The sequence below is a fragment of the Acetobacterium sp. genome (assembly GCF_030652775.1).
Lineage (GTDB): Bacteria > Bacillota > Clostridia > Eubacteriales > Eubacteriaceae > Acetobacterium.
In genome coordinates this window covers 23,420-37,824 of sequence record NZ_JAUSPS010000013.1, presented here as the reverse complement: position 1 = coordinate 37,824, position 14,405 = coordinate 23,420, and the positions used below count along the sequence as shown (strand labels likewise).

The window sequence follows — 14,405 nt, the reverse complement described above, 5'->3', positions numbered from 1 at the left end:
AATGTTATTGCCGCACAAGTGTCTTTCAGATGAAGACAGTCGCCTAATGGAGGACAATATGAATGAATTTATAAATAGTATGGCCGGAGTGGCCTGGAGTATCATCCCGATATTGCTGATCTTTTTTTTGATGTCAGGCATCATGTTTGTATTTTATTTCAAAGTGAAAATTGAAGAAATATCGATCTATTTAAAAAGCATTGCAGCTTCCCTCGAAAGGCTTTCAAATCGGCGAAATGACTATAATGACTATTAGAAAGAGTTTTATGGAGGAATTTATGTTTTTTGAAGAAGTAAAAGTTGCAGATCCTGAGATTTATGAACTCATGGAAAAGGAATTGCATCGACAACAAAGTCATTTAGAGCTGATCGCCTCTGAAAACTTCGTGTCTGACGCAGTGATGATTGCTATGGGAAGCCATTTAACCAATAAATACGCAGAAGGTACCCCGGGACACCGCTTCTACGGCGGCTGTGTTCACGTTGATACCATCGAGCAGGTTGCCATTGACCGGGCCAAGGCATTATTTGGCGCCGAACACGCCAATGTCCAGCCTCATTCTGGTGCCCAGGCAAATACTGCTGTATATATGGGGATTTTAGAACCTGGTGATACCGTTCTAGGGATGCGCCTGGATCAGGGTGGGCATTTAACCCATGGCAGCCCGGCTAATCTGTCCGGAAAATATTATAATTTTATCTCTTATGGTGTCGATCAGGTTACGGAAACCATTGATTATAATGAAATAGAAAAACTGATCAAAGAACATCAGCCCAAATTAGTAGTAGTGGGTGCCAGTTCATACCCCCGTGCCATCGACTTTGAACGCATTTCAAAGATGACTCAGGCCGCCGGTTGTTATCTGATGGTGGACATGGCTCACATTGCCGGTCTGGTGGCCGCTGGACAGCATCAAAGTCCCGTGCCCTATGCTGACTTTGTCACCACCACCACTCACAAAACCTTGCGAGGCCCAAGAGGGGGGATTATTCTATGTAAAAAAGAATATGCCAAACTTATTGATAAGGGTGTTTTTCCAGGAACCCAGGGTGGTCCTCTGGAGCATATGATCGCAGCCAAGGCGGTAGCTTTTAAAGAAGCCGCAACGCCAGAGTTTAAGGCGTATCAGGAACAGGTTGTTAAAAATGCCAAAGTATTGGCAGCCGCTCTTGAAAAACGGGGATTTCGAATAGTTTCCGGCGGAACCGACAATCATCTGATGCTGTTAGATGTCAGTAAGGTGGGCCTGACCGGGAAAGAAGCGGATGAAACCCTGGGAAAAGTCAATATCACTGCTAATAAAAATGCCATTCCTTACGACAAGGAAAGTCCGTTTGTCACCAGCGGAATCCGGGTGGGTACCCCGGCGATTACCACCCGCGGGTTGGTTGAAGCAGACATGGAAGTAGTAGCCGATGCCATCGAAGCGGCGCTGATTAAAAAAGACCTGGAACTGGCTCTTGAAAAAGTCTCCTTTTTAACCGAAAAATATCCTTTATATCCGGGCTTAATGGGCTAAGAACTATAAAAACAGATCATTTTAATACCAGGGTTTGTTGATTCGAACCCCGGTATTTTTTTAAGATATGCCGGTTAAGAGAAAAGGAAAAACATGGACAATTTCATTAATTATATCGTTCTTTATTTAATCATCATTAATCTGATCACTTTTATTTTTTTCTGGAACGACAAAAGACGTTCAAAAAAGGAAGTCTGGCGGATTCCGGAAAAAACCCTGCTTGGCCTATGTCTGATGGGCGGATCCATTGGTGGATTCCTGGCAATGCGGCTATTTCATCATAAGACAAAGCACTTTTTATTTGCCTGGGGAATTCCGATTATTTTGATTCTTCAGATCGGGTTGGGGCTGTTACTCTTTTTTAAAGTATTGAATTAAAAGAGGCAGATAAAAAATCGCTGAAATCAAAAAAAGTTTTAAACAGGCCTTGACAATACACTCAAAAGAGTGTATTCTATATTGGTGTTCAAAATGATTTATGCGAGAGTGTTGGAACTGGCAGACAAGCACGTTTCAGAGGCGTGTGTCGCAAGGCGTACGGGTTCGACTCCCGTTTCTCGCACCATTTAGAATTTACAAAAACGGCATGAAATGGCCGTTTTTTTTATGCCCAAAAGCTGGTTTTGGTCATTTGACATATAAAATGAATAAAGAACTGTTGGAATAGATGAAAATACTATTTCAACAGTTCTTTGATCTGGATCAGAGATTTAAGATTTATGCTTGCGGATCACTGATACACCGAAAATCAGGAGTAAGGAAACGAGTCCTAGTGCCAGAAATAAATAACCCATTGGGATTAAATAGAAGGATTCAATAAGGGTTCCGTCCGGGGCGATTTTTGACCCGATGATGGTGTACGCTATCCAGAAACCCATGCCTAAAACAAGTGACAGCAAGGAAAATAAATACTTTTTCATAAATGCCTCCATATTAATTATTTAAGTCGTCTTTTTCATAAACCAGGATATCTCCTGGTTGACAATCAAGGACTTCACACAATTTTTCCAGGGTCGAAAAACGGATGGCCCTGGCTTTTTCATTTTTCAGGATCGAGAGATTGGCCATGGTGATCCCCACCTTCTGAGACAGTTCGGTGACACTCATTTTTCGTTGAGCCAGTAACACATCAATGCTAATTTTTATTGCCATTTTTCCACCTCAGACTGTTAAATCATTTTCTGATTTTATTTCAAGTGCAGTACGTAAAAGTTCCTGAAGAACTGCCGCAAAGATTGCAATGGATGCGGAAGCGAAGATTATGATGCCGCCCAGCAGGATCAAAATGGGTACGAGTAAATTGATTGTGAAGAGCGCCAGGGAACCAATTCCATAAAGGACAGCGATGGAGATGGCGCATAGTTTGATATAGTTCAAGGATATAACACCCTGCTGGGAAAAAGCATGTTCACGTTCAATATAGACTAGAAGCCGAAAGCCTTCAAAAAGGGCGAGGTAGAAAGGTACTGTCGTAAGATAAATTCCAATTAGCAGTGGATATTTTAAATAGCTTAGCTCAGTGTTCTGCTTTGAAATGTATTCGGCCAGCCAAGGCAGATAGAAGACACAAAGTAAAAGTACGACGAGTCCGATTACCAAAATGGTTATTTTTAAAAAAGTTGTTTTTCGATTGTTCATCAAACCACCTCACATCTTAAGATTGTGTTGATAATAACATAAAATTTATCGAATGTCAATAAATAACTATCGTTTAACAATGCTAATTTAGGGGTTGCTAAGTAATTAAACAGGAAATCATTGCGGTATTTATCTGAAAAAATGCAGTAGTAGTTGCTCCCGCAGTGGATGATTTATTTAACGATCTTCGCAGTACTTGAAACTTGCCATTTATGAGGTCTATGCAAACTTTATCGACAACCTGATCTCTTATGTAACTATCTTAGGGATCGAGTGTCTGGTTTTTCCACCAGGATTAATCAGACTATAAATGGGTAAACTATTTATATAAAAAACTGTAATCGAGTAATTAATCGATAAAACGAATCGAGATTAAGGAAAGCAACGAATATATTTACAAGGGGAGATAAGATGAAATGTGAAAAATGCGGCCACGAAAATGAAGCGTCCAGTCTGTTTTGCCAAAGCTGCGGAAATCCCATCAGAAGTCTGGAAAAGTGGGAGACTCGGGAAACAGTGGTTCCGGAAAAAACTGAAAGCCTGGTTCCGGCAAATAAAACCGTGCATAAGGGGATCATCATTGTGATTGCGGCGGTGGTTGGAGTCTTGATTATTGCTGGTAGCGTTTTTGGATTTCTGAATTTTCAGAAATTCAATGCCATTAACAGTGGTCTGAAAAACGGCGAAGCTCTGCTGGCCGCCCAAAATTATACCGAAGCGCTGGTGGCATTTGATGGGGTCTTGAAGCTGGATCCCAACAATGCCGAGGCAATGTTAGGAAAAGCCCAAGCCTACTCGGGAGCAGACAATTATAAAATGGCCAATACCTTTTTTGAGGAGACCCTTTTAAAAGAAAAAAATAATGAAAAATTAAAGGCAATCTTTGAGGCATACATTGCATCGGAAGTTAAGGCAGGGGTCTCAGAAACCGATCTTTTCGCCTTGCTAGACCGAGCCACCGAAGTCACCGGGGATAGTAAATATGCGGATCAGAAAAGTGATTACGCCGTTAAGTCCCCATCCTTTAACTTGAATTCGGGAACCTATCAGGGTGAACAGTCACTGGAAATCATCAAGGGCGATCAAAACGACCGGGTTTTTTACACCACTGACGGATCCCCGCCCACGGTTAGTTCGGTCGAATACACGGAGCCGATTACCTTAACAAAGGGCGAAAAGACCATTAAAGCGATTGAAATTAATAGCGGTGGTTTTTTCAGTAAAGTAATCGAGGGCAAGTATATAATTAATGATATCCCAACTGCAACCGGAGCCACCGAATCAGGGGGCGTCACTGCCACGGGTAGAGACTATACTAATTTCGGTCTGGTTGCGTCTTCAACCCTGCCGGATATGGCTGGGATCAGTTACTATGTGGGAAACGTGATGGATGGCAGCAATAACACCGCCTGGGTTGAAGGTGTGTCTGGGGATGGGGTTGGTGAATATGTCCAATTCGTTTATAACGGAACATCATCCCTGACCATCCATGGGGTCGCCATCAAAACCGGTTATGTCAAAACGGCCACATCCTTTGCCGAAAATGGCAGTGTTCGAGGGATGGTGATGTATGTTAACACCAGTCCGGTGGCCAATATGATTCTCGAACGGATCCGCGATGAGCAGGTGGTTTCAATCAGTCCCGTTACCATTAATCCGGGCGATTCGGTGGTTTTGGTCATCGACTCAGTGGTACCGGGGCCTGCTGATGGCGAGCATGATACCGCCATCACCGAAATAAGGCTGTTCTGAGATTTAAAAATAACTTCATCAAAAAAATCCAGAGATCAATACTCTGGTCAGATTGTCAAAAAAGATAACCCTGTACCGACAGTTGTTACATTATGTTGTACGCATCGGAGCGAACAGGTTGATAAACCTGTCCAATTCCGCAGCGAACAACAGATTAACAATTGTTCGGTACGGTTGTTTATTGACAACCTCTCCGGAGAACCGGTTCTCCGGATTTTTTTGTTTGAATCGTTTATTTCAGCCTTTTCTTTATCTTTTTCAGGCAAATGATGTTATAATAACCAGGTGACACTAACATCAATTAAATGAAAGAGGTCTTAATGAAGTTTCAGGAGATTTCAGATAAGCTGACACAATTTATAAATAGATACAATTACCTGGCGACGGATCGCAGTGCCAATGTGCTTTTTTTGATGAAGTGTATTGTGCTAAAATATCTGGCGGACAATCAGCGGATTGATTTTGAAGCCTATCAAAAGGACATAAAAAAGAATTTTACCCTGGATTATATCCTGGGGCTCTGGCAGGGAACACCGCTGCGGTTGGCTTTCTGGGAGCAAGATCAGGTAGATCCCCAGCCGATTGGCGATGAGATTTGGGATTGGGTCAGCGACTTGATCGCTGCCTCACCATCATTAGCAGGCGAGAATCCGGGGTTGATTGGTAGCCTTTACGAAACGAGTCTGTTGATCAATCACAAGAAAAACCACGGCATCTTTTATACCCCGGAAAACATCGCTACTTATATGGCTACTGATGTGCTTGGTGCATACAAAATAGGGGACGGAATTGAAGAATTCCGGGTCTTAGACCCAGCTTGTGGGAGTGGATCCCTATTAAGCGCTGTTTACGATACGGTTATTTCCCAAAATGGTGAATTAAGTCCGGGTGAAAAAGAAGCGCAACATCGCCAGCTACTTGAAACCGGTCTGCTGGGCGTCGATCGGGATCCCATTGCCTGTCTGGTGACCCGGCTGATCCTGACCTTAAAAGGAAGCAAATATGTAAAACCGTTGGGGGTTTTTTGCGGAGATATTCTCACCGAAGAATTAGTAAAACCGCAGTCGGTGGATGTGGTAATTGGGAACCCGCCCTATGTGGGTCACAAGGAAATCCAGGCCGAGTATATGAAACTGCTCAAAAATCGCTATGCCGAGGTGTATCGGGATAAGGGCGATCTTTCTTATTGTTTTATTTACCGCGGCTGGGAGTTGCTGAAACCCGAGGGACAATTGATCCATATTACCTCCCGATATTTTATCGAAGCCTTTTACGGAAAACCCTTACGAGCCTTTATCAGAAAAGCTTTTGCGATCCAGGAAATTGTCGATTTCAATGGCTTGCGGGTTATTGAAGGGGTTGGGGTTGATCCGGCGATTATCCGGCTGGCAAAAAAGACCCGGATTGATGACCAGCAAACCATTCAGGTTAAGCGGTTCTTCATCAAAAACCATAAACCGGAAAGCTACCCCCGACTGATCCAATCACTGGATCAAAAAAATCAGCAAGGCGATCTTTATGAGTCGTTTGAACTGCTGCAGGCTCAGTTAAATGATGATTCCTGGCGCTTATATTCGCCGGTTACGCAGGGGATCATTGAAAAGATCGAAAACAAAACACCATTCACCCTGGATAATGTTGTCCAGAGTTTTCAGGGAATTATTAGCGGTAATGACAAGGCCTTTATCTTTGAACAGAATGATCCGGCGCTTTGTGCCTTTGATCCGGTCTTCTTAAAACCCTGGATCAAAAATAAGGATGTCAGGGCCTACCAGGTAACCGAACCGCAAAAGAAAATCCTCTATACCAACATGATCGGGGCGATTGATCAGTATCCTCAGGTGGCAGCGCAACTGGAAAAACATCGGGAAAAGCTTAAGAACCGCCGGGAATGCAAAAACGGCAAGCTGGCCTGGTATAAACTTCAATGGGGGCGGGATCCGGATCATTTTGAAGGGCGAAAGATCGTTTTCCCTTATAAAGCAACTCAAAATCGTTTTGCGATCGATGAAAATAAATGTTATTTCAGTGCAGATGTCTATGGACTGATTCTCAAACCCCGACTTTACCATCAGGTCAATGAGGAGTTTCTGGTGATTCTGTTAAATAGTCGGCTGTATAATTATTACTTTAAGTCCTACGGAAAAAAACTGGGGGACAAGCTTTATGAGTACTATCCAAACACCTTGCTGCGGCTGGGAATACCAGATATAAAGGACGAAACTATTAAGTTTTTTAAAGATTCTTATGATAGAATCGTAGAATTAAAGAAAAATGGAGACACTACCGAATCAGGCAAGATTCTTGCTGAAATCGATAAGTGGTTCTATAATTTTTTTGAGTTAAGTCAGGTAGAAATAGCAGTGATTGAAACGAACCAGTAATTGCGAACGGTCTGTGAGCTTTACAATACCGAGATAGAACGCTATCGTGAAAGGACATTATGCAGGAAAGTTTTTTTAATCAGAATTATGAAGGCCAAATCGCGGATAATGCTCCCCTTGCGGTAAGAATGAGACCCCAGACGCTGGCAGAATTTGTCGGTCAGCAGCATATTATTGGCCGGGGCAAACTCTTGTATCGGCTGATTGAAGCCGATAAATTATCCTCGGTGGTGTTTTATGGACCGCCGGGTACTGGCAAGACCTCATTGGCGAAAATTATTGCCAATCGCACCAATGCGGTGTTTTATGAGCTGAATGCGGTCACCTCGGGAAAAAAAGAAATCACCGAGGTGCTGGATAAGGCCAAAAACAATCTGGGGGTTTATAATAAAAAATCGATCCTCTTTATTGATGAGATCCATCGCTTTAATAAGGCTCAGCAAGACGCCCTGTTACCTAGCGTCGAAAAAGGGCTGGTGACCCTGATTGGCGCCACGACCGAAAACCCCTATTTTGAAATCAACTCACCGCTGCTGTCCCGCTCCACTATTTTTGAGTTTGAAAACCTGACCCCGGACGATATCCGCAATGTGATTGAACGGGCCATCGAGGATCGGGATTGCGGCTATGGCGTGATGAAAATAAAATGTGATCAGGACGCCCTCGATCATTTTGCTGAGGTCGCCAACGGCGATGTCCGTCGCGCCTTGAACGCCCTGGAGCTGGGGATTCTGACGGTCGATAAAAACGCTGACGGGATCATCCATATCGATCTGGAAACAGCGCAGGAGTGCATCCAGCAACGAGCCGTTCAATATGATAAGAATGGTGATAATCATTACGATACGATTTCCGCCTTTATCAAGAGTATCCGGGGTTCCGATCCAGATGCGGCGCTTTACTGGATGGCTAAAATGATCACGGCGGGGGAAGACCCCAAGTTTATTGCCCGCCGGATTGTCATCTCAGCGTCAGAGGACATCGGCAATGCCGAACCGCTGGCCTTAACCGTGGCAATGGCGGCCGCTGATGCGGTTCAGTTTATCGGCATGCCGGAAGCTCGGATTAATCTCGCCCAGGCGGTGGTTTTTCTGGCCTGTGCGCCCAAAAGCAATGCCTCTTACCTGGCGGTGGACGCGGCCATTGATGCGGTCAAGCATCTGTCAAACAGCAATGTTCCGGCGCATTTGCAGGATACTCATTATTCTGGCAGCAAAAAACTGGGTCGCGGCATGACTTATCAGTACCCCCATAATTATCCCAGTCACTATGTTAAACAGCAGTACCTTCCGGATGATCTGGTCGGCACTCATTTTTATGAACCGACGGAAATGGGTCATGAACGCAAAATGAAGGAATATCTCAAGAAAAATGGGATTATTGAATAAATACAAAATAGAGAAGGAGCGACATTTGAAAAAAGAATTACAAGAACAACAGAAAAAAATGTTTAAACTGGAAGAAAATATCCATGGGTTTATCTTGAATAAAGAAGAGTTTGTGGATGAAATAGATGGCTTTGCCCGAACCTTTGTCCATGAAAAAACCGGAGCCCGATTACTATATATATCGGCCGACGATGATAATAAGGTTTTTTCAATCAGCTTTCGAACGCCGTCCACCGATAGCACCGGAGTGCCCCATATTCTGGAGCATTCGGTTTTATGCGGATCAAAAAAATATCCGGTCAAGGAACCCTTTGTGGAGTTGGCCAAGGGATCGTTAAACACCTTCCTGAATGCCATGACTTATCCGGATAAAACGATGTACCCAATTGCCAGCACCAACGCCAAAGATTTTATGAATCTGATGGATGTTTATCTGGATGCGGTTTTTTATCCCAATATTTATGAAAATCCCTATACCTTCCAACAGGAGGGCTGGCATTATCATATTGAAAATGCCGCTGATCCGATTATCTATAATGGGGTGGTTTATAATGAAATGAAGGGCGCCTTCTCCAATCCGGAGGAATTGCTCCAAAATAAAATTTTTGAATCCCTTTATCCCCAGTCCTGCTACCGGTTTGAATCCGGCGGGGATCCGGATGTGATTCCGGAACTGACCTATGAGGATTTTCTGGGTTTCCATAAAAAATATTATCATCCCTCCAACAGCTATATTTATCTTTATGGCGATGGGGATGTCCGGGCGCACTTAAAATATTTAAATGATGAATATCTCAGTGTCTTTGAAAAACAGGCAGTTGACAGTGAGATCATGGCTCAGCCACCGCTTACAGCCCGGGCAGAAATGCGGACATCCTATGGGGTGTCAAAGGAAGAATCGCTGGAAAATAAAGCTTATCTGGCTCTGAATGTGGTGTTAGGTGATAAATTATCCTATGAGGATGCCCTGGCCTTTGATATTCTTGCGCATATCATATTGAATAATAATTCGTCACCGTTAAAAGAAGCCTTATTAGACCTGAAAATAGCTGAAGATGTTAGCTATCATTACAGCAGTTCGCTCAGACAACCCTATTTTTCGATTGTCCTTAAAAATACCGAGGAAAAACATCGCGACTTATTTGTCAATACGGTAGAGACGGTGTTAAACAAGCTGGTCAAAGATGGTCTGGATCCACTGAGCGTGGAAGCGGGCATCAACATCCATGAATTTTCCCACATTGAAGGGGAATACGGTTCTTATCCCAAAGGCCTGATTTATGGAATTGAAATGATGGATGACTGGCTCTATGGTGACGACCCAATCGCCTATCTTAAATACAAAGCAGCCTTTAAAAAATTCAAGGACAGCTGGAAAGACGGCTACTTTGAAAAACTGCTTAAACGGATGCTAATTGACAATACCCACCAGACCCTGGTGACCATTGTACCGGATAATACCCTGCAGGAAAAAGCCGATCAGGCGTTAGCTGAAAAATTGGCGGCTTTTAAAGCTGGCTTGACCGCTAAAGAACTCCAGGACCTGGTTGACGAAACCCAAACTCTGATTGAAAAACAAAATGAAGAGGATGCCCCGGAAGATCTGGAAAAAATTCCCAAGCTTTCGCTTGAAGATATCAGCCGCAATGGCCGAACCTACCCCTTGGAAGTGACCGAAGTGCTGGACACTACGATGCTGTTTCACCCAGGTTTTACCGGCGGGATTTCCTATTTAAAACTTTATTTTGATTACAGCGATCTGCCTCAGGAAGACTTGAAATATTTATCGCTAATGTGTAAAATGCTGGGTAGTCTCAGTACCGAAACCATGGATTTCCGAAGACTGAGTCAGGAAATTGAAATTCATACCGGTGGTCTGTCCTTCGGGATTGAGTCTTATGATGACGTTCATCATTTTGGGGATTTCACCTCCAATTGCTATGTGAAGGGCAAAGCGGTAGCTGAAAATATTCCGACCCTGATCGGTATTATGACCGATGTGATTACCAAGACCTGCTTTCAGGAAAAAAACCTGATCCACGATATGATTCGGGAAATCAAAACCCATAAAGAGACCCAGTTTTTAACCGCCGGCCATGTGGTCGGGGTACAACGACTGCAATCCTACTATTCTCAGTCAGCCCGGCTGTTTGAAGAATTTGGCGGCATTGAGTTCTATCGTTTTATTGCCGATCTGGAAGCTAACTTTGATGAAAAATTTGAAACCCTGGCCGAAAAGCTGGCCAGTATTGCCGCATTGGTGTTCACCCGGAAAAAGCCGCTGATCAGCATTACCGGCACCGAAGAAATTCGGGATCGGACTTTGGTCGCCCTGAGCCCTTATGTGTCGGGAATGGCTTCGAAAAAAGCGGTGAAAAATGCCTTTGCCTTTGAGACTGAAATTGCCAATGAAGGTTTTTTAACGGCAGCCAAGATTCAATATGTTTCCCAGGGTTATAATATCAGAGATTTAGGTTACGAATACGCCGGTTCTCAACTGGTTTTAAAAGGTATTCTGTCGATGGACTATCTCTGGAACAAGGTCAGGGTTCAGGGCGGTGCCTACGGTGCCTTTATGAGCATCGGACGGGGCGGCGACCTGTATTTTGGATCCTACCGTGATCCAAAACTTAAAAAGACTTTTGAAGCCTATCAGGGTGTTGTTGATTATATCAATCAGCTGGATCTCTCCCAACGGGAGCTGGAAAAATATATTATTGGAACCATCAGCAGTAAGGATGTACCGCTGAGTGCCTCGGTGAAAGGCGAAATAGCGGATAATTTCTATTTCAGCGGCGTAACCGCCGAAGATCTGCAAAAAGAGCGGGATGAAATTTTAGAAACCACTGTTGAACAATTAAAAAGCTATGCAAAAATGATTGCGGCGGTGCTGGCCAAAAATGCCATCTGCGTGTTAGGCAGTGAAGAAGCGATTAATGAAGAAAGAGAATTGTTCAAAGTGACCCGCTATATCAAATAGTAGTTTTGAGGGGAGAGGGGATATGAAAAGAAAAATAGGATTATTGTTGATACTTAGCCTGGTCTTTTGCACATCTGGTGTTTTGGCAGCGGGTTTACCCGCCTATGGTGCCGATGAGGGTGTAATCATTTATGAAGTAAATAGTGGTGATATTCTTTTTGCCCAAAAACAGAATGAAAAATTCTATCCGGCCAGTACCACCAAACTAATGACGGCGTTGGTAGCCATTGAGCATGGTGATCTCAACGAGAATTTCACCGTCGGGGAAGAGATCGAAAGTTTAGATGAAGACAGCAGCACCGCTGGTCTTGAAGTGGAAGAGGTAATTTCTCTCAATGAACTGCTTTATGCTTTGCTGTTGCCGTCCGGAAATGATGCGGCAGAAACCATCGCCGTCAATATCGGGAAAAAAATAGCCGGGGATAGCTCAATCAGTTCAGATAAAGCTTATGAAGCTTTTATCGCAGCGATGAATAAAAAAGCCAAAGAAATGGGGATGACCGGTACCAATTTTACCAATCCCCATGGATTACATAGCGAAAAACACTATTCGACCCCGGCAGATATGCTGATTCTAGCCAAAACCGCATTTTCCGATACCACCATCAAAGCAATCACCCGAGCCAAGGTTCATGAGGTTCAAACCAATAAACTCAAACACAAGTGGAATAATTCCAACCTTTTGCTGTATTCTAACTTCACTGAATTATCTGAAGAATACCGGGTGGCCAATAATCTTTCTGGAACTAATCCGGTTTTTAATGGCTATGCGACCAGCGGAAAAACCGGATTTACGGAAGAAGCTAATAAATGCCTGGTTTTTGAAGGTGAAGGCAACGACAAGGATATGATCGGCATCATCTTCAACGCTGATCAGACGGTTATTTTTAAGGAAGCCAGCGATACCATCAATGCCGTTGTCAAAGAATATGAATTGCTGGAATGGTTGGATCCCGAAGATGAAGACCAGGTTGTGCAGGTGGTCAACTATCATGTTTTTGATGGTAATAAACTCAAGTATAAGACCAATGACGCCTTGATTACCGCCGTGCCCCAGGCAAATAAGGATAGCTACTCAGCCAAGGTAAAATGGGATGAAAACAAGGTAATGGGAGATGCAACTCTGGCAAATCTGGAAATGAATATCAAGGCCGGGGAACAGATTGGCGAACTGCAGGTATATAACGGCGAAACCCTTGTCGAGGTCACCCCGCTATACGCAGTAAATGATATGAAAGCCCGAAACTGGACCGATTATCCGATTCTTTACTGGTATGTGACGATCATAGTGATCCTGATGCTGCTGGCCATTCTGCGGATTATGTTTGTTCAGTTTATGCATAAAAATAATATCAAATACAAGAAGATTAAGATTAAGAAAAAGCCGGATTCTTCCAGTGGCAGATCTTCCAGTCAGCCGCCGAAGCGAAGACGGTAGCATAAGTGCAAAAATAACTAGAGCCTGTTGTAAAAAACAACAGACTCCAGTTATTATCGCTTGACATGTATAGACAAGTGATTTATAATTTAGATAGTATTAAGCATTGAAGTGCAGAATATGAATCAATTTTAAGATACGAAAATGATACCATGAAGGTATTTCCAGAGTTGAAACTTGGAGGTGTTCTTCGTGTTTTTTTGTATAGTTTTTTAAATTTTGAGGAGGTTTTATTATGCACATGGCAGATGCTTTAGTTTCTCCGGCAGTCGGAGGAATCATGCTTGCGGCTAGCGCCGGAGCAATCGCCTATTCGGCGTATAAATGTAAAGACGATTTGGATGAAAAGAAAATTCCCTTAATGGGTGTTATGGGAGCAGTGATTTTTGCCGGACAGATGATTAATTTCACCATTCCGGGAACCGGTTCCAGTGGACACATTGGCGGCGGGATTTTACTGGCAGCGCTGTTGGGTCCTTTTCCCGCATTTCTAGCCCTTACTGCGGTATTATTGATTCAGGCATTATTCTTTGCTGACGGCGGTCTTTTGGCCTTAGGTGCAAATATCTGGAATTTGGGTTTTTACGCTTGTTTTTTAGTCTATCCTTTTGTCTTCAGACCGATTATAAAAAAAGCAATAACGCCAACAAGAATTACGGTAGCGTCAATCGTTTCAGTTGTTTTAGCATTGTCTTTAGGCGCTTTTTCGGTTGTTCTTGAAACATTAGCTTCAGGAATCACGGAACTTCCATTTGCAACCTTTGTTGGATTAATGACCCCAATTCATCTGGCTATTGGCTTAGTAGAGGGGATTGTTACTGGCGGAATTTTAGTTTTTGTCTATAAAATGCGACCAGAATTGTTGGAATCATCTGCTGAAAATAAAAAATTACCGATGAACATTTCGATCAAAAAAGTAATCGGAATGCTATTAATATTTGCTGTCGTTATGGGTGGTGGATTATCACTCTTGGCTTCTTCAAATCCTGATGGATTGGAATGGTCAATGGCGGGAGTGGCAGGTACACCTGAACTGGAAGCAGTCGGTGATGTCTATGAAAATGCTGCAAATGTTCAGGAGAGTACGGCTTTTCTACCAGGTTATACATTTAAATCATCTGGTGAGGAGGGCTCGGCAATTGGAACTAGCCTGTCGGGAATCATTGGCGGAGGAATTACCTTGCTTCTTGCAGGGGGCACTGGTTATCTGATTTATGCGGTCAAAAGAAAGAAAGAAAAAGCTGCTTAGCTGGTTCGATAATAATTGATATAATTTTCTATATATGATAACATTAATAAAGTTTT

At 43.3% G+C, this 14,405-nt stretch carries 12 protein-coding genes and 1 tRNA gene; 10 read left to right on the top strand and 3 right to left on the bottom strand.

Annotated features, from left to right (window positions below; all coding sequences use genetic code 11):
• The 4 genes from Q7J41_RS03160 to Q7J41_RS03145 all read left to right on the top strand — a co-directional run.
• The coding region (locus Q7J41_RS03160) for a hypothetical protein (protein WP_304885164.1) at positions 1 to 256 on the top strand (256 nt) is incomplete at its 5' end.
• Between the two features lie 22 nt (positions 257 to 278).
• Entirely contained in the window at positions 279 to 1,520 is a 1,242-nt protein-coding gene (gene glyA / locus Q7J41_RS03155; protein ID WP_304885162.1) for a serine hydroxymethyltransferase, read from the top strand.
• Between the two features lie 93 nt (positions 1,521 to 1,613).
• Entirely contained in the window at positions 1,614 to 1,898 is a 285-nt protein-coding gene (locus tag Q7J41_RS03150; RefSeq protein WP_304885160.1) for a DUF1294 domain-containing protein, read from the top strand.
• Positions 1,899 to 2,000: 102 nt separating this feature from the next.
• Positions 2,001 to 2,085 (top strand) — tRNA-Leu (locus tag Q7J41_RS03145).
• Positions 2,086 to 2,230: 145 nt separating this feature from the next.
• On the opposite strand, the gene Q7J41_RS03140 is transcribed toward Q7J41_RS03145, so the two are convergent.
• Genes Q7J41_RS03140 through Q7J41_RS03130 form a run of 3 tightly spaced genes read right to left on the bottom strand, consistent with a single transcriptional unit; the run spans position 2,231 to position 3,158 of the window.
• Positions 2,231 to 2,440 carry a DUF3955 domain-containing protein gene (locus tag Q7J41_RS03140; RefSeq protein WP_304885158.1) on the bottom strand — a complete coding sequence of 70 codons (210 nt, stop codon included), beginning with the start codon at positions 2,438 to 2,440 and terminating at the stop codon, positions 2,231 to 2,233.
• A gap of 13 nt (positions 2,441 to 2,453) precedes the next feature.
• Positions 2,454 to 2,672 (bottom strand): helix-turn-helix transcriptional regulator, encoded by a 219-nt coding sequence (locus Q7J41_RS03135; RefSeq protein ID WP_304885156.1) that lies wholly within the window; start codon positions 2,670 to 2,672, stop codon positions 2,454 to 2,456.
• 9 nt (positions 2,673 to 2,681) lie between these two features.
• Entirely contained in the window at positions 2,682 to 3,158 is a 477-nt protein-coding gene (locus Q7J41_RS03130; RefSeq protein WP_304885154.1) for a DUF2975 domain-containing protein, read from the bottom strand.
• A 411-nt stretch (positions 3,159 to 3,569) separates the two neighbouring features.
• On the opposite strand from Q7J41_RS03130, the gene Q7J41_RS03125 reads away from it, so the two are divergent.
• From Q7J41_RS03125 to Q7J41_RS03100, 6 genes are all read left to right on the top strand, one after another.
• The gene (locus Q7J41_RS03125) at positions 3,570 to 4,910 is read left to right on the top strand and encodes a chitobiase/beta-hexosaminidase C-terminal domain-containing protein (RefSeq protein ID WP_304885152.1); all 1,341 of its coding nucleotides are present in this window, start codon (positions 3,570 to 3,572) and stop codon (positions 4,908 to 4,910) included.
• A gap of 320 nt (positions 4,911 to 5,230) precedes the next feature.
• Positions 5,231 to 7,294 (top strand): N-6 DNA methylase, encoded by a 2,064-nt coding sequence (locus Q7J41_RS03120; protein ID WP_304885150.1) that lies wholly within the window; start codon positions 5,231 to 5,233, stop codon positions 7,292 to 7,294.
• Between the two features lie 59 nt (positions 7,295 to 7,353).
• Positions 7,354 to 8,682: a replication-associated recombination protein A gene (locus Q7J41_RS03115; protein ID WP_304885148.1), complete on the top strand. Its 1,329-nt coding sequence runs from the start codon at positions 7,354 to 7,356 to the stop codon at positions 8,680 to 8,682.
• Between the two features lie 25 nt (positions 8,683 to 8,707).
• Entirely contained in the window at positions 8,708 to 11,662 is a 2,955-nt protein-coding gene (locus tag Q7J41_RS03110) for an insulinase family protein (protein WP_304885146.1), read from the top strand.
• Between the two features lie 22 nt (positions 11,663 to 11,684).
• Positions 11,685 to 13,100 (top strand): D-alanyl-D-alanine carboxypeptidase family protein, encoded by a 1,416-nt coding sequence (locus tag Q7J41_RS03105; protein ID WP_304885144.1) that lies wholly within the window; start codon positions 11,685 to 11,687, stop codon positions 13,098 to 13,100.
• Between the two features lie 235 nt (positions 13,101 to 13,335).
• Positions 13,336 to 14,349 (top strand): energy-coupling factor ABC transporter permease, encoded by a 1,014-nt coding sequence (locus tag Q7J41_RS03100; protein ID WP_304885142.1) that lies wholly within the window; start codon positions 13,336 to 13,338, stop codon positions 14,347 to 14,349.
• The last annotated feature ends 56 nt before the right edge of the window (positions 14,350 to 14,405 follow it).

What these genes read in the sequence shown, in the direction of transcription:
- Q7J41_RS03150 (WP_304885160.1), top strand. Translation starts at nt 1,614, where the DNA reads ATGGACAATTTCATTAATTATATCGTTCTTTATTTAATCATCATTAAT.
- Q7J41_RS03125 (WP_304885152.1), top strand. Translation starts at nt 3,570, where the DNA reads ATGAAATGTGAAAAATGCGGCCACGAAAATGAAGCGTCCAGTCTGTTT.
- Q7J41_RS03130 (WP_304885154.1), bottom strand. Translation starts at nt 3,158, where the DNA reads ATGAACAATCGAAAAACAACTTTTTTAAAAATAACCATTTTGGTAATC.
- Q7J41_RS03120 (WP_304885150.1), top strand. Translation starts at nt 5,231, where the DNA reads ATGAAGTTTCAGGAGATTTCAGATAAGCTGACACAATTTATAAATAGA.
- Q7J41_RS03115 (WP_304885148.1), top strand. Translation starts at nt 7,354, where the DNA reads ATGCAGGAAAGTTTTTTTAATCAGAATTATGAAGGCCAAATCGCGGAT.
- Q7J41_RS03105 (WP_304885144.1), top strand. Translation starts at nt 11,685, where the DNA reads ATGAAAAGAAAAATAGGATTATTGTTGATACTTAGCCTGGTCTTTTGC.
- Q7J41_RS03140 (WP_304885158.1), bottom strand. Translation starts at nt 2,440, where the DNA reads ATGAAAAAGTATTTATTTTCCTTGCTGTCACTTGTTTTAGGCATGGGT.
- Q7J41_RS03100 (WP_304885142.1), top strand. Translation starts at nt 13,336, where the DNA reads ATGCACATGGCAGATGCTTTAGTTTCTCCGGCAGTCGGAGGAATCATG.
- Q7J41_RS03135 (WP_304885156.1), bottom strand. Translation starts at nt 2,672, where the DNA reads ATGGCAATAAAAATTAGCATTGATGTGTTACTGGCTCAACGAAAAATG.
- glyA (WP_304885162.1), top strand. Translation starts at nt 279, where the DNA reads ATGTTTTTTGAAGAAGTAAAAGTTGCAGATCCTGAGATTTATGAACTC.